At 45.0% G+C, this 24,448-nt stretch carries 22 protein-coding genes; 16 read left to right on the forward strand and 6 right to left on the reverse strand.

From position 1 onward, the window contains the following. Positions 1-241: 241 nt before the first annotated feature. Entirely contained in the window at positions 242-520 is a 279-nt protein-coding gene (gene rplY, locus CBX98_RS02025) for a 50S ribosomal protein L25 (protein WP_005393245.1), read from the forward strand. A gap of 147 nt (positions 521-667) precedes the next feature. Here rplY and CBX98_RS02030 read toward each other — a convergent pair whose 3' ends face one another. Beyond that, a complete protein-coding gene (locus CBX98_RS02030) occupies positions 668-1,183 on the reverse strand; it encodes a GNAT family N-acetyltransferase (RefSeq protein WP_031780335.1) in 516 nt (171 codons plus the stop codon). 749 nt (positions 1,184-1,932) lie between these two features. On the opposite strand from CBX98_RS02030, the gene ushA reads away from it, so the two are divergent. Beyond that, a complete protein-coding gene (gene ushA / locus CBX98_RS02035) occupies positions 1,933-3,621 on the forward strand; it encodes a bifunctional UDP-sugar hydrolase/5'-nucleotidase UshA (protein ID WP_109168473.1) in 1,689 nt (562 codons plus the stop codon). Positions 3,622-4,035: 414 nt separating this feature from the next. Continuing rightward, positions 4,036-4,257: a hypothetical protein gene (locus CBX98_RS02040; RefSeq protein WP_005393249.1), complete on the forward strand. Its 222-nt coding sequence runs from the start codon at positions 4,036-4,038 to the stop codon at positions 4,255-4,257. Positions 4,258-4,355: 98 nt separating this feature from the next. Here CBX98_RS02040 and CBX98_RS02045 read toward each other — a convergent pair whose 3' ends face one another. Continuing rightward, a complete protein-coding gene (locus CBX98_RS02045; protein ID WP_048626242.1) occupies positions 4,356-4,604 on the reverse strand; it encodes a DUF1289 domain-containing protein in 249 nt (82 codons plus the stop codon). Positions 4,605-4,814: 210 nt separating this feature from the next. Between CBX98_RS02045 and CBX98_RS02050 the strand changes: the two genes are divergently transcribed. The 9 genes from CBX98_RS02050 to CBX98_RS02095 all read left to right on the forward strand — a co-directional run bounded on the left by CBX98_RS02050 (position 4,815) and on the right by CBX98_RS02095 (position 15,143). After that, entirely contained in the window at positions 4,815-5,261 is a 447-nt protein-coding gene (locus tag CBX98_RS02050) for an META domain-containing protein (protein WP_005393252.1), read from the forward strand. Positions 5,262-5,726: 465 nt separating this feature from the next. Beyond that, positions 5,727-6,887 (forward strand): ABC transporter substrate-binding protein, encoded by a 1,161-nt coding sequence (locus CBX98_RS02055; RefSeq protein ID WP_065645332.1) that lies wholly within the window; start codon positions 5,727-5,729, stop codon positions 6,885-6,887. A 9-nt stretch (positions 6,888-6,896) separates the two neighbouring features. Continuing rightward, positions 6,897-8,606 carry an ABC transporter permease gene (locus CBX98_RS02060; protein WP_109168474.1) on the forward strand — a complete coding sequence of 570 codons (1,710 nt, stop codon included), beginning with the start codon at positions 6,897-6,899 and terminating at the stop codon, positions 8,604-8,606. Beyond that, positions 8,572-9,219, forward strand: coding sequence for an ATP-binding cassette domain-containing protein (locus tag CBX98_RS02065; RefSeq protein ID WP_053807233.1), 648 nt, complete (start codon positions 8,572-8,574; stop codon positions 9,217-9,219). Before CBX98_RS02060 ends, CBX98_RS02065 begins: the two co-directional genes overlap by 35 nt. Next, a complete protein-coding gene (locus CBX98_RS02070) occupies positions 9,212-9,823 on the forward strand; it encodes a CDP-alcohol phosphatidyltransferase family protein (protein ID WP_109168475.1) in 612 nt (203 codons plus the stop codon). Before CBX98_RS02065 ends, CBX98_RS02070 begins: the two co-directional genes overlap by 8 nt. 126 nt (positions 9,824-9,949) lie before the next feature. Further along, positions 9,950-10,429: a glycine zipper 2TM domain-containing protein gene (locus tag CBX98_RS02075; RefSeq protein ID WP_048626237.1), complete on the forward strand. Its 480-nt coding sequence runs from the start codon at positions 9,950-9,952 to the stop codon at positions 10,427-10,429. A gap of 212 nt (positions 10,430-10,641) precedes the next feature. Continuing rightward, positions 10,642-12,171: a nitric oxide reductase transcriptional regulator NorR gene (gene norR, locus CBX98_RS02085; protein ID WP_109168476.1), complete on the forward strand. Its 1,530-nt coding sequence runs from the start codon at positions 10,642-10,644 to the stop codon at positions 12,169-12,171. A 174-nt stretch (positions 12,172-12,345) separates the two neighbouring features. Beyond that, the gene (gene hcp / locus CBX98_RS02090; protein ID WP_045626782.1) at positions 12,346-14,007 is read left to right on the forward strand and encodes a hydroxylamine reductase; all 1,662 of its coding nucleotides are present in this window, start codon (positions 12,346-12,348) and stop codon (positions 14,005-14,007) included. 80 nt (positions 14,008-14,087) lie between these two features. After that, positions 14,088-15,143: a hybrid-cluster NAD(P)-dependent oxidoreductase gene (locus tag CBX98_RS02095; protein ID WP_109168477.1), complete on the forward strand. Its 1,056-nt coding sequence runs from the start codon at positions 14,088-14,090 to the stop codon at positions 15,141-15,143. A gap of 230 nt (positions 15,144-15,373) precedes the next feature. Here the strand turns inward: CBX98_RS02095 and CBX98_RS02100 are convergent, their stop codons facing one another. The 3 genes from CBX98_RS02100 to CBX98_RS02110 form a co-directional block, all read right to left on the reverse strand. After that, complete coding sequence (locus CBX98_RS02100) at positions 15,374-16,315, reverse strand: class I SAM-dependent methyltransferase (protein ID WP_109168478.1); 942 nt, start codon at positions 16,313-16,315, stop codon at positions 15,374-15,376. Between the two features lie 31 nt (positions 16,316-16,346). Beyond that, entirely contained in the window at positions 16,347-17,039 is a 693-nt protein-coding gene (locus CBX98_RS02105; RefSeq protein ID WP_109168479.1) for a TIGR01621 family pseudouridine synthase, read from the reverse strand. Between the two features lie 81 nt (positions 17,040-17,120). Further along, positions 17,121-18,491 carry a sodium-dependent transporter gene (locus CBX98_RS02110; protein WP_043884644.1) on the reverse strand — a complete coding sequence of 457 codons (1,371 nt, stop codon included), beginning with the start codon at positions 18,489-18,491 and terminating at the stop codon, positions 17,121-17,123. 430 nt (positions 18,492-18,921) lie between these two features. Between CBX98_RS02110 and cls the strand changes: the two genes are divergently transcribed. The 4 genes from cls (at position 18,922) to CBX98_RS02130 (ending at position 23,850) form a co-directional block, all read left to right on the forward strand. Further along, positions 18,922-20,376, forward strand: a complete 1,455-nt coding sequence (gene cls, locus CBX98_RS02115) for a cardiolipin synthase (protein ID WP_005393277.1) — start codon at positions 18,922-18,924, stop codon at positions 20,374-20,376. Between the two features lie 241 nt (positions 20,377-20,617). Continuing rightward, the gene (locus CBX98_RS02120; protein WP_046874796.1) at positions 20,618-21,826 is read left to right on the forward strand and encodes a cystathionine beta-lyase; all 1,209 of its coding nucleotides are present in this window, start codon (positions 20,618-20,620) and stop codon (positions 21,824-21,826) included. A gap of 245 nt (positions 21,827-22,071) precedes the next feature. Beyond that, positions 22,072-22,977, forward strand: a complete 906-nt coding sequence (locus tag CBX98_RS02125) for a triacylglycerol lipase (protein WP_017634669.1) — start codon at positions 22,072-22,074, stop codon at positions 22,975-22,977. A gap of 12 nt (positions 22,978-22,989) precedes the next feature. Then, positions 22,990-23,850 carry a lipase secretion chaperone gene (locus CBX98_RS02130; RefSeq protein WP_109168480.1) on the forward strand — a complete coding sequence of 287 codons (861 nt, stop codon included), beginning with the start codon at positions 22,990-22,992 and terminating at the stop codon, positions 23,848-23,850. A 25-nt stretch (positions 23,851-23,875) separates the two neighbouring features. Here the strand turns inward: CBX98_RS02130 and CBX98_RS02135 are convergent, their stop codons facing one another. Next, positions 23,876-24,442 (reverse strand): DNA-3-methyladenine glycosylase I, encoded by a 567-nt coding sequence (locus CBX98_RS02135; RefSeq protein WP_065645342.1) that lies wholly within the window; start codon positions 24,440-24,442, stop codon positions 23,876-23,878. Positions 24,443-24,448: the final 6 nt, after the last annotated feature.

A 24,448-nucleotide genomic window follows, 5' to 3' on the forward strand; every position in this document is an offset into this window, starting at 1 on the left:
AACCGATGAAAATGAAGCTGATGTGAACAAAATCCAAGCAAAGCGTTAAAAGGGATAGCCTTACACCCAGATAAATCATACCTTTTTGTTGATTTGGGGACGATTTGGGTTGCCCATTTATAAGTGGAATGATAGTATCCGCGCTCGCTTGAACAGTTCCTGTTTCAAGCTTTACCACGAACAACAAGGTCGCATTGTTGATTGTGAACATTTGATTTTTACTAATTTGAGAGTAAATACTATGAAATTCGAAGCAGTAGTACGTACTGAACTAGGTAAAGGTGCGAGCCGCCGCCTACGTCACGCTGGCAAATTCCCTGCAGTTGTATACGGCGGTGAAGAAGCAGCAGTAGCTATCGTTCTTAACCACGACGACATCGTAAACCAAATGGACAAGCCTGAATTCTACGAAGGCCTAGTTCTAGTTATCGATGGCAAAGAAGTTAAAGTTAAGCCACAAGACGTTCAACGTCACGCGTTCAAGCCAAAAGTTGAACACATGGACTTCATCCGTATCTAATTCCCTACCAAGGAATTAATCGGATTAAATCCAAACCTTTTGCATTAAAGATAATCGGACTTACCAACCGAGACATCTAAAAAATTTCAAAACCCCGGAGTCTTACCACCTCCGGGGTTTTACTATATGTGGCATATAACAATTGATTTACGAACGGGCAATGTACTTCACTAAAGTGAGATCCGTCAGCGTCATACGGTCAATGATTTCCGCCTCTTCCTCTCCAGTACGCACAAAACCACACTTCTTGTAAAAGTTAAGCCCCTGTTTATTGGTATCCAGTGCTTTCAAACTTATCTGCATAACGGGCGTAGAGAGTAGACGCGTTTCTAGTTCATCTAACAATGCACTCCCTGCCCCTTGCCCATAATGCAAAGGAGAGACATAGCAACATGTTACCCACGCCGTTTTATCTTCACAGGTGTGGTTAGGTAGTTCGTAACTTAAAAAGCCGACGATTTCCCCTTGTCTCTCAACGACGATCAATTGGGCCAGTTGCTCAGTCATGACTCGCGTCCACATCCTTTCTCGGCGCTCAATCGTAAACTGATCGATGTAGCTCTGTGGCATTAACCCTTTGTATGCTACCTGCCACGAATCAACATGTATCTTGGCGATTTGAGTTGCTTCCTCTCTGACTGCGTTCCTTACTGTGTATCTCATTACTATCCTTTCTTAAAATTCACCACTTACAAATTCTTTCAACCCTACTCTTTAAATCGAAGCTCAAAGCGAGCAGCCACAGATGCAACGCTTTACATTACTCCATTTCATTTTCATTAATTCAATGATAGTGCACATCGTAATATCCGAAGAAAACGCCTCGTTATTTACGTTTCACTTTCGCTCATTAGATTGAATCTATTTGTTTTAACATCCGGGTATCGAAAGCGGGATAAACACGGTAAGGTATCGAATAAGAATAAATAAACGATATCTAAGGCATAAGATTTCTAAACGGTCGCAATTATAGTACAGAGAGAAATACCCTTTCTGGTTGTATTAAACAGAGTAAGCCAAGATCAAACGAGTTTGGGTTTTACAGTGATCATTTTATATACAAAACATTTCCCTCATCATCAGAGCGAAAATTTATAACGATTTGTGTCATAGCTGCTAAGAAAAACATGAACTTGGCAAAATAATCACCAAAATCAGCGCTATACTTCGCAAAAATGCGCATTGATTCACACAAACCACATTCATTCAATTGGCCACTTCACAAAATAGCCCCCTCCCTCTAATTTCAATATACTAAAAACTATTTCTGTTTAATTGGAGACGTAGTTTGCAGGCTTATTAATTCATGTCTCCGATAGAAGTATAAATAAGAGATAGATCACTAAAGTTTCACATTAATTCCGTATATTTCACGCCGTAACAATAACAAAATCACAAAGAAAGGATCCCTTATGAAGTTTTCCAAATCTCTTTTGGTAATGGCAGTGGGCGCTGCGCTAGCAGGATGCGGCTCAGACAGCGATAATTCTCCAGTAACCTGCGAGACTGCAGATTCTTGTACTAAGTTCACCGTTCTCCACACTAACGATAACCACGGTCGCTTTTGGCATAACAGCGACGGCGAATATGGCATGGCTGCGCGTCACACTTTAATCGAATCTATTCGCGCAGAAGTCGAAGCAAAAGGCGGTGAAACCATTCTGCTGTCTGGCGGTGATATTAATACCGGCGTACCAGAATCAGACATGCAAGATGCGGTTCCAGACTTCGTAGGGATGAACCTACTTGGTTACGATGCAATGGCTGTCGGTAACCACGAGTTTGATAACTCACTAGATATTCTCGACATGCAAGCTGAGCTAGCTGACTTCCCTATGCTGGCTGCGAATATCTATAAGAAAGATACCAATGAGCGTTACTTCGACCCTTACAAAGTATTTACTATCAACGGCCTTAAGATCGCTGTCATTGGTCTAACCACCCAGGACACGGCGAAGCTCGTTAATCCAGACAACGTATCAAACATCCACTTCGAAGACCCTCAAGTTGAAATCAAAAAAGTACTTAAGGAAATCGAAGAAAACGAAAAAGTAGACCTAGTATTTGCAACGACGCACATGGGTCACTACCAAGATGGTAATAATGGTAGTGAAGCACCAGGGGACGTGAAGCTCGCTCGCTCTCTTGAAGAGGGACAACTAGACGTTATCATCGGTGGTCATTCACAAAACCCAGTGTGTATGGAGCCAGGTACCAATGAGTATGCTGATTTCAAACCTGGTGATGATTGCGCGCCAGACCAACAAAAAGGCACTTGGATTATGCAAGCGCATGAGTGGGGTAAATATGTGGGTCGTGCGGACTTCGAATATTACGACGGCAAGCTTCACTTAGCGAACTACGCACTGATTCCTGTAAACCTTCTGGACGACAACGATGAAGTGATCGGTGAACGCATTCAACAAGATGCGACGGTAAAAGCGTTACTACTGCCATACCAACAGCAAGGTCAAGAGTTATTAGATGAGAAGATTTCTAATACGACGGGTAAGTTAGAAGGTGATCGTAACGTAGTTCGCTCTCAACAAACTAACCTAGGTCATCTACTGGGCGAGGCATACCGTACTTACAAAACTGTAGGTGCTGACTTTGGTGTGATGAACTCTGGCGGTGTGCGTGATTCAATCCAAGATGGTGACATCACTTACCGTGATGTACTTACAGTCCAGCCGTTCGGTAACTTCGTGACTAAAGCAACTATGACAGGTAAAGAAGTTAAAGAATACCTAGATGTGGTTGCGACGAAATCTGCAGGCTCTGGTGCTTACGCTCAACTAGATAACATCACTTTAGATGTAAATTGTGATGCTGGCTCAGTAACCATTACCGACATTAACAATAAAGGCTTCGATCTAGACGCAACGTACACATTCTCTGTAATCAGCTTCAGTGCTGCTGGTGGCGATAACTATCCAATCATCGATGTTCAATCTACCCAGCTAACCGATGCATACGTTTTACGTGAGTTCTTCGTAAATAACCCACAGATCTCTGCGGATAGCTACAACAAGAACTTAGAAAACATCAAGTATTTCAGTAACGGTCAAGCTGTGAAAGGTTGCCCAGCAACTAATAGCTAAAAACACCTTACACTCTGACGTGAAGAGCTTTTAGAAGTTGTTCCGTCAGAGCCACCCTAAAAACCGAAGCGTGACGCTTCGGTTTTTTTATTTTCGTTAAAGTGCTGAAAATTATCGCCCTTCATAAAGTGTTCAAAAATTATTCATTTGTGTTGTTGACGCCCATGTGCTGGGCTTCTATGTTTGATAAGGTCTTTCGAAAATACAGATTCATCAACTAACTTTTCGCTATGAAGTTTCGTAGCTTAGTGGATGATTCTAGGAAAGATGTGAATGGCGTTACAAACACTGCTCTCAAACAATTTGTCTTTTTGACCTAAAACGAAGGTGATTCGCCGCCAAGCGTTCACCAATGAGCAGCGATCTGGACGTCAATATGTTCAAACTGCTGCCATCGAGTTCAGGAGGTCAAAAATGAAACGAGCCAGCAATAGCTACAGACTTCAAATGATCAAAGAAGTGGTTACCCGTAGAGAGCGCGAAGCTTGCACGGATCCTATGGCGAGATACATTCATCAGCTGATGGATGAACGCCCGACAAGTAAATTAGATGTTGAATTCAATCATCGATTTTCAGGAAGCCACTTTGACGAACATGCTGGGGGATGGGTCAGTGACCGTTGGTCAATGAAGTAGCGCGAATTTAACGAGTTTGCCTTACACGCACCGCATAGTAAGAGCTAATACAGTCCCGGCTCATCATTGATTATTGCCGAGCCGGGATAATTCGAAATTTAAAAGAGATTTTGCTGTGGTGATAATTCTTCTTGAGACTCTTCTGCCTTTCCCTTCCCTGCCAATACCTTTCTTCTATAGCGCTGACGGCATAGCTTAATTACATGCAACTGTTGAGCAGGCGTATAAGTGAGCCAGTTAAATCGCTCTTCTCTTTTACGCATACATCCTTTGCAATACCCTTTTTCGTCCACACTACAAATACCAACGCAAGGGTTTGGGACGGTAAAAAACTCTAGTTGCTCCATGCTCTAACCGTTTTTTGCTCGCTGTGCTGTAATGATATTATAACGACTTCAATATACGCTCCCAACAGTGCTATACATCTTGCACCTTGAAGCCGTTTGAGTATATAAACTGGACTCTGTCACAGTAATACGAAACTATTACCTTATGCTGACAAAAACAGTGTTTTATTACCTATACTTACCACGTTTTCTAAAAACGGAGTCTATAAAATGAAGCTTAGCCTAAAAACGTTAGTTACAGCAATCTCTCTTCCTGTTCTTATGACTGCATGTGCTAGCAACGGTGACAATGTGAAAGAAATTACGGCTCAAGATTTACAGCACCATAATTGGGAGCTGGTTCAGATTGATGGTAAAAACATCGAATTAAAAGAACGTCAGCAAGCGCCTCGCTTAGAAATCGGAGAAAATCTGACTGCAAATGGTAACGCGGGGTGTAACAACTTCTTTGGTCAAGCTGAACTAAAAAACAATCAACTACGCATCGAAAAAATGGGAATGACCATGAAGATGTGTATGGATGACCAAATGAAAATTGAGCAAGCGATGTCTGAAACTCTTACTGAATGGAGTGATATAACGCTAACCAAAGAAGGGCTAATGCTTAAAAATGACGATCACGAACTAACGTTTCAGTTGCGTGATTGGGTAAACTAAGTCCCATTTCATATTCTAAGAGCAGCCATAAAATGGCTGCTTTTTTATGCCTCCTAATCCATATCAAAGCAGGCAGGATGTCTGTTTCGCACGTTTCGGTTAGCAAAATCGTTTAAAACGACAAACTCTTTCCCTCTTTACGCCCTCAACGCCACGTCTACGACGCGGGTTCAGTCTTCCAAATCAACATATCGAAGTTGCTTGAGGACAATAATTTTCAATTACTTGAAAGAATATCGTCAAACAAGCGGTCCGCTCTTGTATACCTAAAACGACACCAGAATTGTCCTTTCTTCGTTTTGCTTCACATTGAGAATAATTCTTTGAATCAATGAGTGATTCCGTTTGGGATTGGCATTGATAATAGAGAGAGATGGATTACTATCCTTGTAACAAAGCGGAGCGACTTGTTTAGACGTCAATAACGCCGGAAACGAGAATAAAAAGACATAACACGGAATAGATATGAAAAAGCTACTCAGTACCGTTGGCATTTTAGCCACCACTTTCGCGACATCTTCTTTTGCCAACTCATCGGTTGCTAGTGAATGGCAAAAAATCGAACAACAAGCCGACGGACAATCCGTCTACTTTCATGCTTGGGGCGGAAGCCAAGAAATTAATCGCTACATCCAGTGGGCGAGTAGAGAGCTAAAATCGCGTTATAACGTGACGCTAAACCACGTTAAAGTCACCGATATTTCTGAGACCACCACTCGACTTATCGCAGAAAAAGCGGCAGGCAAAAACAGCGGTGGCAGTGTTGATATGGTTTGGATTAATGGCGAGAACTTCAAATCAATGAAGGATAACCAATTACTGTTTGGTCCTTTTGTTGAAGGTTTGCCAAGCTGGCAATACGTCGATAAATCATTGCCAATTGATGTGGATTTCTCAGAGCCGACTGAAGGTCTGGAAGCACCTTGGGGTGTGGGGCAATTAGTGTTTATCCATGATGAGCAAACCCTGCATAACCCTCCTCGATCATTTGCTGAAATGCTGAGTTACGCAAAAGCGTTTCCAAATCGCCTAACTTACCCTCGCCTACCAGAGTTTCATGGCACAAGCTTTATTAAAGCATTACTCATTGAACTGTCTAACAACGCCCCTGCTCTGCAAAAACCAGTTACCGATGACACGTTTGAACAAGTTACTCAACCGCTGTGGGCTTACCTAGATGAGTTCCATAAAGTCGCTTGGCGCGGTGGTAAACAGTTTCCAGGCGGTACAGCAGAAACCCTTCAACTACTGGATGATGGTCAGATTGATCTTGCGATTACCTTTAACCCGAACGCGGTTTTCTCTGCGCAATCGAGCGGTAACCTTGCAGAAACCACCAAAGCGTATGCGATGGACGCTGGTGCACTCTCAAACATTCACTTCTTAGCTATTCCTTGGAACGCAAATGCCAGTGCCGGTGCGCAAGTTGCGATAAACTTTTTATTGAGCCCTGAAGCACAATCTCGCAAAGGTAACCTTAACATCTGGGGCGATCCTTCAGTGCTAAGCAGCCAATACCTAACAGGTTCGGCTAAAAATACTCAACAATTCAAATCTATCGCTGAGCCGCATCCAAGCTGGCAATCTGCCTTAGAAAAAGAATGGTTGAAACGCTACGGAAATTAATAAGAGCCCATGTTAAGAGCGCTATATTTAGTCATTATCGCAGTTTGTATTTTGCCTACCATTCCGGGACTACTCGGAGTGGTGGTCTCTGCGCTCGGTTATGTGCCTCCTATCGGCTTGCACCACTTTTCTTTAGATGGCTTTAACGCTGTTTTTGATTGGGAGGGTGTTTGGACATCCATCGGGCTTACTTTCTACTCTGCCATTTTCAGTAGCTACTTGGCTTGCTTGATCACATTTGCGATTTTGCAAGCATCGTGGGGCAGCAAGTTTTGGCGAAAAATTGAAGTAAGCCTCTCGCCACTTCTTGCCATGCCGCACGTAGCGTTTGCGATTGGCTTTGCGTTCTTGTTTGCCCCAACTGGTATGGGCGTTCGTGTTCTCAACCAACTGTTTGGTTACGATCCCAATGCGCAAACGGTGAATGACTTAGCATTGCTGATTAAAGATCCGCATGCACTCGGTTTGATCATCATGCTTGCGATTAAAGAAGTGCCGTTTTTATTGTTGATGAGTATTCCAATTCTTCAGCAATTGAAAGTCGATAAGATTGAAAAAGTCAGTCACTCAATGGGCTACAGTTCGGCGCAAGCGTGGTGGAAATGCGTGTACCCACAGTGGATAGCAAAACTGCGCTTTCCAATGCTGGCGGTATTGGCTTACAGCTTGTCGGTTGTTGATGTTGCATTGATTATTGGCCCTACCAACCCACCAACATTTGCGGTTTTAGTGTGGCAGTGGTTTAACGACCCAGATTTATCGCTTCTACCAAGAGCAGCCGCAGGCGCGGTCGTGTTGTTTGCTATCGCTAGCCTTTTGATTGGATTTGCACGCTTAATGGAATGGTGTATTACCAAAGGCTTCAAACGCTGGCAGTACTCTGGTCGAAACGGGTTTCGTTTACCCGGTAAAACCCTATTTTCACTGATCGCGCTACTTGCACTTCTAATGATTCCACTCATGGTGGTGTGGAGCTTTGCTCAACGCTGGCGCTTTCCAGATTTACTACCGAGCCGCTATAGCCTGCGTTTTTGGGAATACGAATGGCACAGTATTCTTGGTACGCTGGAGCAGAGCATGCTGATTGCCGTTATCAGCGCGACTGTCGCTCTAGCCCTTGCCTTGATCGCACATGAGTATCGCCTTCGTTATCGCTGGCAGGTGCCCGGTTACATCATCGCCATCCCAATGCTGATTCCTCAGCTATCGGTGCTATTCGGTATGCAAGTAGTGACGCTGTACTTAAACAGTAACGCGTATTTCTTTTGGGTATGCTGGGCGCATGTGTTCTTCGCATTCCCATTTATTTACCTCTCGCTAGACGGTCCGTGGCGCAGCTTCGATAACGGCTTAACTCGTGTCGCACTCAGCTTAGGTAAATCACCGATGCAAGCTTGGTTAAAAGTGAAACTGCCAATTTTACTACCTGCGATTGCATTCGCATGGGCTGTCGGTATTAGCGTAAGTCTGGCGCAATACCTGCCGACATTGGTGCTAGGGGCTGGGCGCATCAGCACCATTACAACCGAAGCCGTTGCGCTATCCAGTGGTTTTGACCGACGTGTCACCGCGATTTACGCCATTTGGCAAGCTCTGCTGCCATTCTTGTTCTTCTCTTTTGCGATACTACTAAGCCGCTTACACGTGAAGTATCGCCGCTTGTCTATAAAAGGTTTACTACTGAATGAGTCTTTGTCTCGAAAACCTCGCCATCCGTAAAGCCAATGGCGACACGCTTTTTTCAGCGTTCAACATGACCGTAGAGAAAGGTGAAATTGTTACTCTGATGGGACCAAGTGGTTGTGGTAAATCCACTTTGTTGGATGCTATTGCTGGGCACCTATCCGCCGAGTTCAACTACTCTGGATCCATTACGCTTGATAACGAAAAGTTGGATGCCCTCCCTGCCCATAAGCGTCAGGTCGGTATTCTATTCCAAGACGATTTGCTCTTCCCTCACTTGACGGTGTGGGAGAACCTTGCCTTCGCGCTACCAAACTCAATCAAAGGTGAGGAGCGTAAAGCACACGCCATGCAAGCACTGAAGAACATTGCATTGACCAAACTTGCCGAATCCTTCCCAGATCAAATCTCCGGAGGACAACGCGCCCGTATCTCATTGACTCGTATGCTGCTGGCAAAGCCGAAAGTTGCGCTACTTGATGAACCCTATAGCAAGTTGGATAAAGACCTGCGTGTACAATTTCGCAATTGGGTGGTCGAACAATTACAGCAAGCGAACATCCCTACTTTGATGGTAACGCACGATGAGGATGATATTCCTAATGGCAGCCGCTGCCTAAATTGGCCGTGGGAGACAAACCATGCTTGATAGCCTGAGTATAAAGCTCATCCGCAAACCGCTGGCCATCAGTGCGACATACCTCGATAAATGTGGCATCACCGCAAATCAGACGACAGTATTTGGTTTTGTGCTTGGCTGTTTTGCCCTACCGGCTTTGATCGCCGAACAGTACTTGTTGGCGTTGCTGTTTATTTTGCTGAACAGAATCTGTGATGGATTAGACGGCGCACTGGCGAGAATTCAAGGCATTACCGATGCGGGTGGTTTTCTCGATATCAGCTTGGATTTTCTGTTCTATTCCCTGATTCCTTTTGGTTTTGTGTTGGCAAATCCAGAACAAAATGCCATTGCAGGGGCATTTTTGATTTTTTCCTTTGTCGGGACGGGAAGCAGCTTTTTGGCTTTTGCCATCATGGCAGGCAAACAAGGCATCGATAATCCAGTGTATAAACACAAATCTCTCTACTACATGAGCGGTTTAACCGAAGGTACTGAAACCATTGGTTGTTTGGTGCTATTTTGTTTGTTACCGCAACACTTTGCCGTCATTGCTTATATCTTTGGTGCAGCATGTTGGTTTACCACATTCACGCGAATTTACTCTGGGTTTCATACGCTAAAAGGCCGTTAACATCGCTCAGAAATGTACGTATTCTTGAGAAACAACATCACTAAACGGCTGTTTATTAACGCATCAAAGCACATGCTAAATTGAGGTATATACTCTTTGGATGGAGAGAAATCATTCGGAGGCTATATGAAAAAATACGTCAAGCTAGGTATGCTGCTCATCATGTCTTGTATTGTTATGCTTAGCGGCTGTACCTCACCTAACCCGTACGGAGATGCATACGGCTCTTCAGACACACGCAAAGTTCAGCAGGTTTACTACGGAACGATTGAAAAAGTTGAACCAGTAACCATTGATGCCTCTACCCAATCCAACGCCATAGGTACAATCGCTGGTGCCGCCGTGGGTGGTATATTAGGCTCAAAAGTCGGGGGTGGCTCTGGCTCGGATATCGCAGCTATTGGTGGTGGTCTGCTGGGTGGTTATGCCGGCAGTAAAGCCGCTGAAGCAACCGCGAAACGAAATGGTGTGAATCTGACCATTCGCTTAGAGGATGGACAAATAATATCTGTCGTTCAAGAAGCAAACCCAAACATGATTTTTCAGCCAGGCCAAGCGGTTCAAATCAACATGTCTGGCAATGAAGCAAGGGTTGTTCCTCGCTAATTTGAACGCGGTTACTCCTTTCCATTGGTCTGCTGTTTTGTTTCAAAGAGCTTAATCCGCGCAAGCGTACGTTGCTTACTCATCGGCTTGCGCGATTCTATTTGTATCAAGTTTGATCGTCGTCAATGGAACATCAATCTCCCACACCTTTCGATGTTCAAATGACATCAAGTTGCTAGCATGAGCCCATTCCAGATAACTTTGGGCTTGTTATGACTCCGACTGTTGACCACGTACTCCTTAATATCGCGCTAAACCTCAGCTCTAATCGCTCTCACGAGCAGCAATATCAAAACCTCATTGATGGGGTCGCGCAAGTATTCCCATGTGATGCGAGCTGCCTGTTTATCTTCGATGAGGATGGGTTTCTGACTCCTGTCGCGGTAAAAGGCTTATCCAGCTCGGTCTTAGGTCGTCGCTATTTCCCCAAAGCACATCCACGCTTAGATGCCATTATTCATAGCCGCGAACCGGTGCGTTTCGATGCCGATTGTTCACTGCCTGATCCTTTTGACGGCACACTATTAACCGAAGACCAGTGCATTGATGTACACGATTGCATGGGCTTTAGCTTGTATGTGGAAGGACAACTTGTTGGCGCACTAACCATGGATGCTCTAACGGTGGGCGCGTTTGATGACATTGACCCTGTCGCTATCGAAACCTTGGCGGCTTTGACCGCTGCGACATTGCGTAACATTGCTCAATTAAAAGCGCTCAAAGCACAAAACCAGAAGCAAAAAAGCGTCACTCAAACCCTTATCCAACAAGCCCGTTCCCAACATGGCGAAATGGTGGGCTTGAGCCCGCAGATCAACCAGTTACGAAACAACATTGCGACCGTTGCTCAATCGGATTACGCGGTACTTATCACAGGAGAGACCGGTACTGGTAAAGAACTGGTCGCGCACTCGGTGCACGCGCAATCTCATCGTAGCGATAAGCCGATGATCTACGTAAACTGTGCGGCCCTGCCTGAAGGTCTGGCTGAGAGTGAACTGTTTGGCCATGTCAAAGGCGCATTCACTGGAGCCAATAGCCACCGCGCCGGTAAGTTTGAACTGGCAGACGGTGGAACGATTTTCCTTGATGAAGTGGGCGAACTGCCTTTGATTTTGCAAGCAAAATTGCTGCGCGTAATTCAGCAAGGCGAGCTGCAACGTGTAGGTAGCGATCAGCATTTGATGGTCAATGTGCGCATCATCGCCGCGACCAATCGACAATTAGAAAAAGAGGTCGAAGCTGGCGCATTTCGAGCAGACCTCTTCCACCGTTTAAACGTGTTCCCAATCCAAGTCCCCCCACTTCGTACCCGTGACGGTGATATTCCCGTTTTAGCAGGATACCTGTTAGAAAAAGTACGCCAACAATTTAATGCGCCCAATCTGCACGTTCATCCTAAGGTGTTGACTCAACTGGAGTCTTTGCCTTGGTACGGAAACGTACGCGAGCTCGAACACACTTTAACTCGCGCGGCTTTACACGCCATTCAACAAGGTGCGAGCACGATCATGCTTAACCATTTCGACACCTCACTGGCTCTCGATGATGTAAAAAACACATCGCATTATCTGCCTAAAGAAAGCCAGCCAATGCGAGAGCTAATAGAAAGCTATCAGCGTGATTTAATTGAACATGCTTTGAGCCAAACTGGTGGCGTTTGGGCAAAAGCAGCGGAGTTTTTACAAATGGATCGCGGGAACTTATATCGGATGGGTAAAAAGCTCGGGATCAATAAATAACCAACCACAAGAAGCCGATGTAATTAAGACATCAACTGCGTTGTCTTAATTACATCAACCACTCATCTAAAAACGATAAAATTAAATATAAATCAATAAGATAACAACTGGCACGCATTCTGCTCTCTAGTGGTCAACATCACGACTATTAAAACAATCACTGGAGAACCCAATATGTTCTGTATTCAATGTGAACAGACAATTCAAACCCCTGCTGTTAAAGGTTGTTCTTTTGCACAAGGCATGTGTGGCAAAACTTCTGAAGTATCAGACCTACAAGACGTGTTGGTTTACACACTGCAAGGGGTTTCTTTTTGGGCATCAAAAGCACTTGAATTCAATATCATTAACGATGAAATCAACCAATGGGCACCAAAAGCATTTTTCTCTACATTGACGAACGTAAACTTCGACCCTGAACGTGTCCTAGAGCTGACTTCTCAAGCTGCAACGTATAAAGCATTGCTAAAAGAGCAAGTGATGTCTGCAGCCACGCTCGCCGATACCGAAGTCGCTGACATTCCTGCTGTTGCTCACTTTGAGCTACCAAACAGCGCAGAAGCAATCTTAGCTTTTGCTCCTCAAGTTGCCGTTAACCGTGGTAAAGACCAAGTACATGAAGATGTTATTGGCCTGCGCCTACTTTGCCTATACGGCCTTAAAGGTGCAGCCGCGTACATGGAGCACGCACGTGTTCTTGAGCAAACCAACAACGATATCTATGCCGAATACCATGAAATCATGGCGTGGTTGGGCACAGACCCTGAAGATCTCGGTGAACTACTTGATTGCTCAATGCGCATTGGCCTGATGAACTATAAAGTGATGGAAATGCTCGACCAAGGTGAAACAACGACCTTCGGCCATCCAGAACCAACCACAGTGAACGTCAAGCCAGTAAAAGGCAAATGTATTCTTGTTTCTGGCCATGATTTGCATGACCTAGAAAAAATCCTGCAACAAACTGAAGGCAAAGGTATCAACGTTTACACCAACGGTGAAATGCTGCCTGCACACGGCTACCCTGAGCTGAAGAAATACCCTCATCTCGTCGGTAACTACGGCAGCGCATGGCAAAACCAACAGAAAGAATTCGCAAACTTCCCTGGCGCAATCGTAATGACGTCAAACTGTTTGTTGAATCCAAATGTAGGTCAATACGCAGACCGTCTATTCACCCGTAGTATTGTTGGCTGGCCTGGAGTGGCTCACATTGAAGGCGATGATTTTAGCCAAGTAATTGAATGCGCTCTAGCGCAAGACGGTTTCCAACACGACGAAATCGAACACCATATCACGGTTGGTTTTGGTCGCAATGCACTGATGAACGCCGCCCCTGCGGTTATCGATCAAGTGAAGCAAGGCAACATCAAACACTTCTTCCTAGTCGGCGGTTGTGATGGTGATAAAGCGGAACGCAGCTACTACACCGATTTTACGGCTGAAGCGCCAGAAGATACGCTAATCCTGACGTTGGCGTGTGGTAAGTTCCGCTTCAACAAGAATACGTTCGGCGATATCAACGGTATCCCTCGCCTATTGGATGTGGGCCAATGTAACGATGCTTACTCTGCAATCCAGCTTGCACTTGCACTGGCGAAAGAGTTTGACTGTGACATCAATGAACTGCCACTCACGCTTGTACTTTCTTGGTTCGAGCAAAAAGCGATCGTTATCTTGCTAACGCTATTTGCATTGGGCGTGAAAGGCATTTACACAGGCCCTACTGCACCGGCATTCCTAACGCCAAACCTAATCGCCATCATCCAAGAGAAGTTCGATATGCGCAGTATTGGCAATGTTCAGGATGATCTAAAAGCCATCCTAGCAGCTTAATAAACTTGCTTGTTCGCGCCTCCTTACGCGGAGGCGCTATCTATTTCGAACTAAAAATAGCCACAACCAAAGAGATTGTTATGTTTTTTGAATGGCAAGGTAACCAACCCGTCACACTCCGTTGCATCGACAAATACTTCGAAACACACGACACCGTCAGCATCAAATTAGCCGAGCTAACAGAGTCACTTCTGTTTCAGTTTAAGCCTGGCCAGTTTATTAACTTGGGCGTCGAAATTGATGGAAAAATGGAGTTTCGTGCCTATTCAATCAGCTCGATCAATGAAGACGATCACCTTCAACTCACCATCAAACGAGTATCTGGCGGTAAAGTATCGAACTACATCGTTGACTCGCTGCTGCTCGGTGATACCGTTCAAGCATTACCACCAGCAGGCGAATTTAACTGCATCGACCATCCACCCGTGTTAAGTGATGGCGAAACAAAAGCCTTGCTTATCAGTGCAGGTTGCGGTGTCACGCCCGTATATTCGATGGCAAAACACTGGCTGAGTAATCAAGATGAAAACGACAACGATGTGGACATCGCATTTCTTCATATCGCGCGCAGCCCCGAAGAGACGATTTACTACGATCAGCTAGAAACGTTCGACGCTGTGTATCCCAACTTCCATTTAAAGTTGTTGCTGAAAAACCGCGAAGGAACATCGCATCCACAAGGTCGTTTGAATGCCGACTGGCTTAAAGAGCTTGTTCCTGATTTCAAGCAACGCACCGTTTACCTGTGTGGCCCAAGCCAGTTTATGCAAGATGTTCACGGCTATTTGAATGACCTTGGTTTTGACATGACGAACTTCTACCAAGAGAGTTTTACGCCAGCGACTGGCGCAGAAACATCGATCTCCGATGAAGTTGTTCGTGTTTCTGTTCCTGACTTTGCTCAAACCATCGATGCGCAAAAAGGTCAGGTACTGGCCGATGTGCTTGAAGGCGCAGGTTTACCATTAATCGTCGCTTGTCGTAGCGGCATTTGTGGCTCGTGCAAATGCAAGGTTCGTCAAGGCAACGTCTCTTCCACCAGCCTAGAAACATTAACGCCAGAAGAAATTGAACAAGGCTATGTGCTCGCCTGCTCATCAACCATCGAAGCGGGTCTTGAAGTGCAGATCGGTTAATGCTGCTGGTATCGATCTTTTATTGTTTCCCGTCATTCCGACGAGCCTGGGCGAGATCAGAAATCTAATATCAGCGTGTTAGGAATAACTCATTCTGATAATAGACTCTGAATCACACTCGCGTCTCGCTATTCAGATTGACGGGGTATCGCGGAGATGCCAGCCGTACTCAAACGGCTGGTATTATAGATAGTTACAACTTTTAGATAGGTACAACTTTCGTTTCGTCGTCATTGCTTCTCGCTAAATAACAACACTTTTAATGCAGCTTCGCTGTCTACGTCCATAAACTCTGGTGGGTTATCCAGACGCTCACGGAATGTCAACTCTGGCGCTTCTTCTTTCATGCTTTCAATCAAGAAGTCGCTTGTCACAGATGGCGAGTTCACACATGCCATCACTTGACCGCCGTCTGCCAACAAATCCGGCAACCGACGTAAAATCTTTTTGTAGTCTTTAGTAAGCGCAAAGCTGCCTTTCTGGAATGAAGGCGGATCGATGATAATCAAGTCATACTGACCAGATTTTTTAATCTTACCCCACGATTTAAAGATATCGTGCCCCATAAAGCTTACCTGGTTGATGTTATGACCATTTAGCTTGTGGTTCTCACGGCCTTTAGACAACGACGCTTTCGCCATGTCGACGTTAACCACTTTATCTGCACCACCCGCAATGGCAGCGACAGAAAAGCCACACGTGTAAGCAAACAAGTTAAGCACGTTTTTATGCTTCGCATTTTCCCGTACCCAATCACGACCGTAGCGCATGTCCAAAAACAGACCGAAGTTTTGGTTGCGGCCAATATCCAATTGGTATTTCAAACCGCTTTCTTCAACGACAGGGCGAGCGTCTAATTCACCGACAAGCACTTCTGAAGGCGCACCATCGGCATAACGGTGCTGAAGAACCATAGTGCGACCTTGCTTATCTGCCCACAGTTGTGATTGTGCCAACGTATTGAGGCCGCTTTTCAGCTCAGCGAGAAACGCGTCGTCGACTTCTTTAAACAAATTGATAATCAACTGACCTTGTAACCAATCACAGGTGATTTGCTCTAGGCCCTCAAAACGGCGGCCACGACCATGAAACAGTCGACGAATTTCATTCGGAGCTTGCGCGAGCTCGGTTTCTAGATGCTGAAAAAACAGCGGAAGTTGTGATGCTTGCATCGAGTTCTCTTATTAGTTTTCTTTGTGACGGTTATTTGATCGTAGGCCAGTTCAGTTCCCAAGGGGAAAGCCAAGTATCCAAACCCTGAGAGACGGTCTCACTGTGCCATTTTTTACCAAGCATTTTGTGTTCTCGTGGGTCGCAAACAAAGCGATATTGCTCATCTCGGTATTGGAAGCAAAGTGAAAATGCATGTAGATAACCGCGATCAGCCTCATTGCCTGCATTGTAAATCGGGTCACCAACAATACCTGAGCCAACCGATTTTAATGCCACGCGGATTTGATGCGTTTTACCAGTGTGTGGCTTACATAAAAATAGGCGCTCTCCTGGCTCTGCCGCAAGAGAGAAAAACTGGGTAACGGCTGGGTTATTTTTGCTGTTGACCAGCTTCCATGATGAACGGCGCGAACGCTCCATATCACCAACGACCAAACCTTGTTTCTTTTTCGGCTTTTTAGAGCCAATCGCCAGATAGAACTTTTCCACTTGGCGGTCAGCGAAGGCTTGCGATAACGCGCAGGCCGCTTTGGCGTTGCGTCCGAGGAGCAGAATACCCGATGTCATTTTATCCAAGCGATGGATCAGATAGAGCTGCTCATCACCACTCTGCTTAGCCACTTCTTGCAGCAGCATTGTGTCGCCATCGTCTTTATGAACAGAGACGTTGGGATGCTTATTGATGATCAGAAAATCGGGATAGGTATGTAGAATATCGAACATAAAAAACTGGCTCCACGTTTGGAGCCAGCAGTATACATAAGTTATCGGACAAAGCTATCGAGGCTTGCCCCAAGGCCTGAGCTAGAGCTTTCTAGAGAAAATACCAGCAAGACCAATGATTGCGATACCCAGCAGCATGATTTCACCTTTGCCACTGTCAAAGCCAGACTTAATCCCCATGAAGGCAACAATAGCAATCGCAACAGGAATCAGGTATTTAACTAGGTTGTACCACAATCCAAATAGCGGGAAGGATACTTCGCCGTCATTAGTGATCTCTTTTTCTAGCTCAGCACGGCTTAGGCGCCATCCAGCAAAGATACAAACCAACATACCACCAACCGCTAAGAAGATTTTGTCCGTTAGCAAGTCGAAGATATCAAAGGCACCTGTACCAAACAGCGTTGGCCCCATTCCACCTAACGATAGTGACGCAAAAATACATAATGCCGCCATAACTGCACTTGCAGACAGAACAGCGTTAGAGCGCTTCATGCCTTTCTCATCGATTAGGTAAGACACGACAACTTCCAATAGTGATACTGAAGAAGTTAATGCCGCCACCGTCAAGCCGATGAAAAATAGCAACGCGAATAGCAACCCAATCACACCGCCCATTTCAGCAAATAGTTGAGGAACGACAACGAATACAAGACCAGGGCCTGCCGCAGGCTCCATGCCAAAGGCAAACATAGCTGGGAACATAGCAACACCAGCAAGAATCGCTACACCTGTATCCATCGCAGTAACCATACCGGTTGTTTGAACTAGGTTCTCTTTCTTCTTCAGGTAAGAACCGTACGTCATCATACAACCCATACCTAAGCTAAGTGAGAAGAACGCCTGCCCTAGTGCAGCAAGAACCACATTGCTATCGACTTTAGAAAAGTCCGGCATGAATAAGAACTCAAGGCCAGCCATTGCACCTGGCAGCATCAAGCCTTTAACAGAAACAACGATTAGGATTAAGAACAGAAGCGGCATCAGAACCTTACCGGCTTTCTCAATACCACCGGAAATCCCTTTCATCACAATCATGACGTTAAGGAACAGGTAAACACCCATCCACATTAAAGGTTGAATCGGATCTGAGATGAAACCACCAAAGCTGTCGCCAATTGCTTCTGGCGCGCTGAGTAGACCACCGCCCACTTTAAAGATGTAGGCCAATGCCCAACCACCAACCACTGGGTAGAAGCCCATGATCAAAAGACCACTGAAGACTCCCATAACGCCAGTGAACGTCCAGCGTCGGTCAGTTGTTTTGAATGCACCTACGGCAGAAAGACCTGTCTTACGACCAATAGCGAACTCTGTCAGCATCACGCTAAAGCCGATAAAAATAACAAAGATAAGGTAGATAGCAACGAATGCACCGCCGCCACTCTCACCCGCTGTGTAAGGGAATTTCCATATATTGCCTAAACCGACAGCGGAACCCGCTGCTGCCATTACGAAGCCTAGTTTAGACCCCCACGTATCACGTGGTGCTGCTGTATTAGTTGTAGCCACGCTTTTTCTCCAAAATTAGTTTGTTGTGTATGCATAGAGATAGGCGTCTAAAAAGTTTATGTAAAAATTATTGTACACTTATAAAATAAGCGTTCGACGCACTATGTCTAGAAAGTAAAGCAGCTCCCCTTTAAAATTGGAACCCCAAAAAAGTACATTTATCGCACAAGTGTCGAGTTACGCAGGTTAAATGCTGCTTTTTTGTTCAAAAGTTAAAGAATGGCCTTATTTTTCACATTAAAATAACAGAATCAGCTGTTATTAAATTCGTTCCTCATATAAGGTCAATCCCACGTCTAAATGGGAAATCTATTCCCCCAACCCACTTTTATGCTTAATATCCTAGAAGGGCATATTACTCTGAGCGTATATGGACAAGTTTTATCACTTTCTTACTTTAGCTGGCATCGGGCTATATTGGTTACTGGTCGCAGGTGTGACCATTCGTGTCGTTTTAAAGCGCCGTGCAGTGAGCGTGTCTTTAGCTTGGCTAATGATCATTTATATCCTTCCCGTTCTGGGTGTCGCGTGTTATTTCCTCTTCGGTGAACTGAACTTAGGCAGAAAACGGGCCGAACGCGCAAAAGAGATGTTTACACCATTCGAGAAATGGTTCAGTCAGTTAAACGACTGTAACGCGCACAACCCAGAAACAATGGGAAGGCACATCTACCGAATTGATGAACTTTGTAACAACCGCCTTGGTCTTCCCGCATTGAGCGGTAATACATTGTCGCTGCAACAGTCACCTAATGAGATTTTGCATTCCATTATTGAAGACATCGAAAATGCGCAGAGCAGTATTCGAATGGTATTCTACATTTGGCATCCAGGTGGTTTGGCTGACTCTGTCGCTTCTGCACTTATCCAAGCGGCTAAACGCGGCGTAGATGTCAAACTATTGCTCGATTCAGCAGGTAGTCCACGTTTTTTCAGAAGTCCTTGGTATCGAATGATGCAGGATGCTGGAATTGAAGTTATTCAAGCGCTAGAAGTGAAGATGTGGCGTATTTTCTTACGTCGTCTTGATCTTCGCCAACATCGCAAGATCATCGTAATTGATGATGAAATTGCTTATACAGGTTCAATGAACTTGGTTGACCCGGCTTACTTCAAGCAAAACAGTGGCGTCGGGCATTGGGTGGACATCATGGTTCGCATTACGGGACCAACGGTAAACGTATTGAGTGCTATCCACTGTTGGGATTGGGAAGTCGAAACTGGCGAACGTCATTTACCGAGACTACCTGAATGCAAGATCGATGAGAGTGAATTCCAACACCCTATTCAGGTTGTGCCTTCTGGCCCTGGTATGCCGGAATATCTGATCTATCAAGTATTAACATTGGCAATCAACCAAGCCAATCGCTCAGTACGAATCACAACGCCATATTTCGTGCCCAATGCTGATTTACTTGAAACGTTAAAGATGACAGCACAACGAGGCATTGATGTTGAACTCATTATTCCACATAAAAATGACTCAATGATGGTGCAATGGGCGTCACGCGCTTTTTATAGTGAGCTTTTGTGTGCAGGAGTCAAAATCTATGAGTTTTACGGTGGTTTGCTGCATACGAAATCCGTCGTAATTGACGACCAATTCTGTTTAGTTGGCACCGTAAACATGGATATGCGCAGCTTGTGGCTGAACTTCGAAGTTACCCTCGCCGTTGACGACGAAGAGTTCACGAAGCAAATGTCTTGGTTACAAGATAGCTATATTAAGCAATCTCACACTGTTGTATTGGAAGAATGGGAGAAAAGAAGCCTATTTTCTCGATTCTTAGAGCGAGTGTTCTATCTCTTCAATCCACTCCTCTAATACCTCAAATACACCGACTAAAAAAACCTCCAGCGCTTCAAACATCTTGCTGGAGGTTTGTTCTACTTACGTTTTCCACCTTAGCGATACACTCTAAGACTACAACTCAACCTTTCAGCTTTGACGCCTTCACTCGATAATCTCGGCTATTATTGTGTGATAGTTGACTTTTCCCTTGCAAACGTTATGTCGTCCATGTTTTAAATAATCAAAATCGTAATATTTAAGACAGGGAACTTTTATGTCAGAGGGCAAAAAAACCAAGCTCATTACCGCTGGCCGCGATAAAAAGTGGACAAACGGTGTTGTAAACCCACCCGTTCAACGCGCTTCAACCGTGGTATTCAACACGGTTGCAGAGAAGAACCAAGCCACCATGAACCGCACCAATAAAACATTATTTTATGGTCGCCGTGGCACCAACACGCACTTCGCTTTTCAAGATGCAATGGTTGAGATTGAAGGTGGCTCAGGTTGTGCTCTCTACCCTTGTGGCACGGCAGCAATTTCAAATGCGATTCTTTCTTTCGTCGAAACTGGCGATCACATTCTGATGGTGGACACTTGTTACGAACCAACTCGTGATTTTTGTAATACCATCATGAAGAAAATGGGCATCGAAACTACCTATTATGATCCGATGATTGGAGAAGGTATTCGTGATTTGATTCAACCAAATACCAAAGTCCTTTTCCTAGAATCTCCGGGGTCAGTCACAATGGAGGTGCAGGACGTACCAACATTGGCGCGCATCGCTCACGAGCACGATATTATTGTGATGCTTGATAACACATGGGGAGCTGGCGTGAACTTCTCACCATTTGAACATGGTGTCGATATTTCTATTCAAGCCGCCACCAAATACATAGTTGGTCACTCTGATGTAATGTTAGGTACAGCCGTAGCTTCCGAAAAATACTGGCCCCAACTGCGTGAACAAAGCTACTTGATGGGTCAGTGCGTTTCTCCTGACGACGCATACCTAGGCCTTCGTGGTATTCGCACGCTGGATGTTCGCCTAAGACAACACGCAGAAAGTAGCTTGAAAGTCGCCAAGTGGCTGACTTCTCGTCCGGAAGTTGATCATGTCCGCCATCCAGCTTTGGAATCATGCCCTGGGCATGAGTTTTTCAAACGCGATTTCACTGGCGGAAACGGCTTATTTTCATTTGTTCTCAAAACGTCTTATCCAAAAGCGACGACGGCTCTGCTTGATGGTATGAAACACTTCAGTATGGGTTATTCTTGGGGCGGGTATGAAAGCCTCATTCTAGCTAACGAACCAAAGAGCTTTAACAGCTTGAGAACCGTAGCGCACCCACACTTTGAGGGCACTTTAGTTCGAATTCATATTGGCTTAGAAGACGTGGATGACTTGATCGCCGATCTAGAGGCTGGTTTTGCACGCTATAACGCGTTAATTTTAGAAAAAGAAGTCTCTCTAAAATAGTAATTGAATCGCCCTGCTTCGCGGGGCGTCTTCATAACTCGCTGACTTAATTAGAATTACCTAACATTCCCATCACCTATTCGTTAATGTTAATCATTTGTGTTGTTTTTCAATTGAGCAGTCACAGAATGAAATAATGTGCCACAAATAGGCTTTCCAAATTTAGAGTTTCTCTCCTACTTTTTATCATTCATAAGAGGTCATACCACAAGGAGATAGTTTTGAAACTCAAGTTCATAGCGCTAATGCTTTTTACCTTAATTACCGTCCCAATAACCTCCGTACACGCCGCAACGGGTTATACCCAAACCAAGTATCCGATTGTTCTGGTTCATGGATTATTTGGTTTTGATACCCTCGCAGGCGTAGATTACTTTTTCGGAATACCACATTCCTTAACGAAAGACGGCGCTAAAGTTTATGTAGCGCAGGTATCCGCGACCAACAGCAGCGAAGTTAGAGGGGAGCAACTGCTTGCTCAAGTAGAAACCTTACTTGCTGCAACAGGCGCAGAGAAAGTCAATCTCATTGGTCACAGTCATGGTGGTCCAACAACGCGCTATGTTGCCTCTGTCCGTCCTGACCTAGTCGCATCAGTTACGAGTATAGGTGGCGTTAATAAAGGGTCTAAAGTGGCAGATTTAGTTCGTGGCACCGTATCTGAGGGTTCTGGCAGCGAGCAGCTCGCGGTAAAACTGGCGCAAGGCTTAACCACTCTTATTAATCTTCTATCAGGCGGTTCTGATCTCGACCAAGACCCTTTGGCCTCATTAGCAGCCTTGACCACGGAAGGATCATTGGCGTTTAACCAGCACTACCCAGAGGGAGTGCCTACTAGCGAATGTGGTAATGGCGACTTGCTGGCTTCAAATGGCGTTTATTACTACTCATGGACCGGATCATCCACTTTTACAAACGTTTTCGATCCGACCGATGCTGCCATGATGGTACTTGGCTTAGCTTTTGATGGGCCAAATGATGGCTTAGTTGGTGCCTGCAGCACACATTTGGGCAAAGTCATACGTGATGATTATCAAATGAACCATTTGGATGAAATTAACGGTCTACTCGGTATTCATCATCTTTTTGAAACCGATCCAGTCACGCTTTATCGCCAACATGCAAATCGTCTCAAACTTCAAGGTTTATAAGAGGTCATCACAATGAAGAAAGTCGCTCTCACCACTTTTATCCTGCTCTCGATGTTTGGCGTGGGAGCGCTTTCTCTGTTGCAAAGCGACAAACAACAAGAGATAACCTCTAACCATTCGCCATCTCAGCAAGATATAGCCGCCGATGTCTCTTCCCCAAAAGACTTCTTCGAATATTCTCTTAGCCGGCTGGGCGAAGAAGATCTCGATACGATCAAAGCGGAAGTCAATGATGACACTTTAGCAAAACAAACACTGAATATTGATGCCAAACTCTTCCAGACCTACCTTTCCTACAAGCAAGCGCTCTCTGCATTAGAGCCTTTTGACCACAACCAACTAACGATTGAACAGCTAACCATGCTGAATGAAGCGATACTGAATTTACAACTTCAATACTTTAGCGAGGTCCAGATAGCTCAATTGTTTGACGAAGAAAACCGACTTCGCCAACTTGCATTAGAAAAGCTGACGATTAAAAAACAGGCATCGGATATCGAGAGTCAAACACACCTTCTCAATCAAGCGTTATCAGAACAACCAGATTATATCCGAGAAAGTGAACGCAATAACGCATTAGCGGAGCAACTCGAGCAAGCTTCTCAGCTTGATTCACAAGATAAGTACATCGCCCGTGTTGCTCTGGTAGGAGATGCCGGAGCGCAGAGGCTGCAAAAGCTTGATGAGCAAAGAGCATCATTTGAGACTCAACTCGCCACTTACTTAAAACAGCGTCAAGATATTCTGAATAGGGATTTTCTAGGGCAAGACGAAAAACAGGCAGAAATCATTGCCTTAAGAAAGCAAAGCTTCGATGCCACTCAATGGCGTCGAATCGAAGCTTTGGAACGTATTCATGATAACCAGAACTAACAACATAAACTTAATAAGCCAAACGTTACTTATTCTGCTTTTTAGGACATCCAACGATATGGTCATCCACCATGCCGACGGCTTGCATGAAAGCATAACAGATGGTTTCACCGACAAACTTGAAGCCTTTCTTTTTTAGGAATTTACTCATGGCTTTGGATTGCTCTGTCGAAGCTGGTACGTCACTCATATGCTGCCATTGATTGACGATTGGTTCGCCGTCCACGAACTGCCACAACGCGTCTGATAAACTCCCGTATTCAGCAATTAACTCTTTGGCCGCTTTGGCATTACTGAAAACCGAGTTAATCTTTCCGCGATGCCTTACAACATCGAAGTTTTCCACGATGTATTCAGCGCGTTCTTCATTTCTTTGTTCCAACGCATCTAGGTCGTAGTTCTCGAACGCTTCTCTATACCCTTCGCGCTTTTTAAGAATGGTGATCCAACTAAGCCCAGCTTGCGCACCTTCCAACGTAATAAATTCAAACAGGACTTGGTCGTCATATACTGGCACGCCCCATTCGGAATCATGATATTCGCGCTCCAATGGGTGATTCATCGCCCACGCACACGTTTTTTGTTCTGTCATTATTCT

The organism is Vibrio sp. T9 (assembly GCF_003123985.1).
In the GTDB taxonomy this organism is placed as follows: Bacteria; Pseudomonadota; Gammaproteobacteria; order Enterobacterales; family Vibrionaceae; genus Vibrio; species Vibrio diabolicus.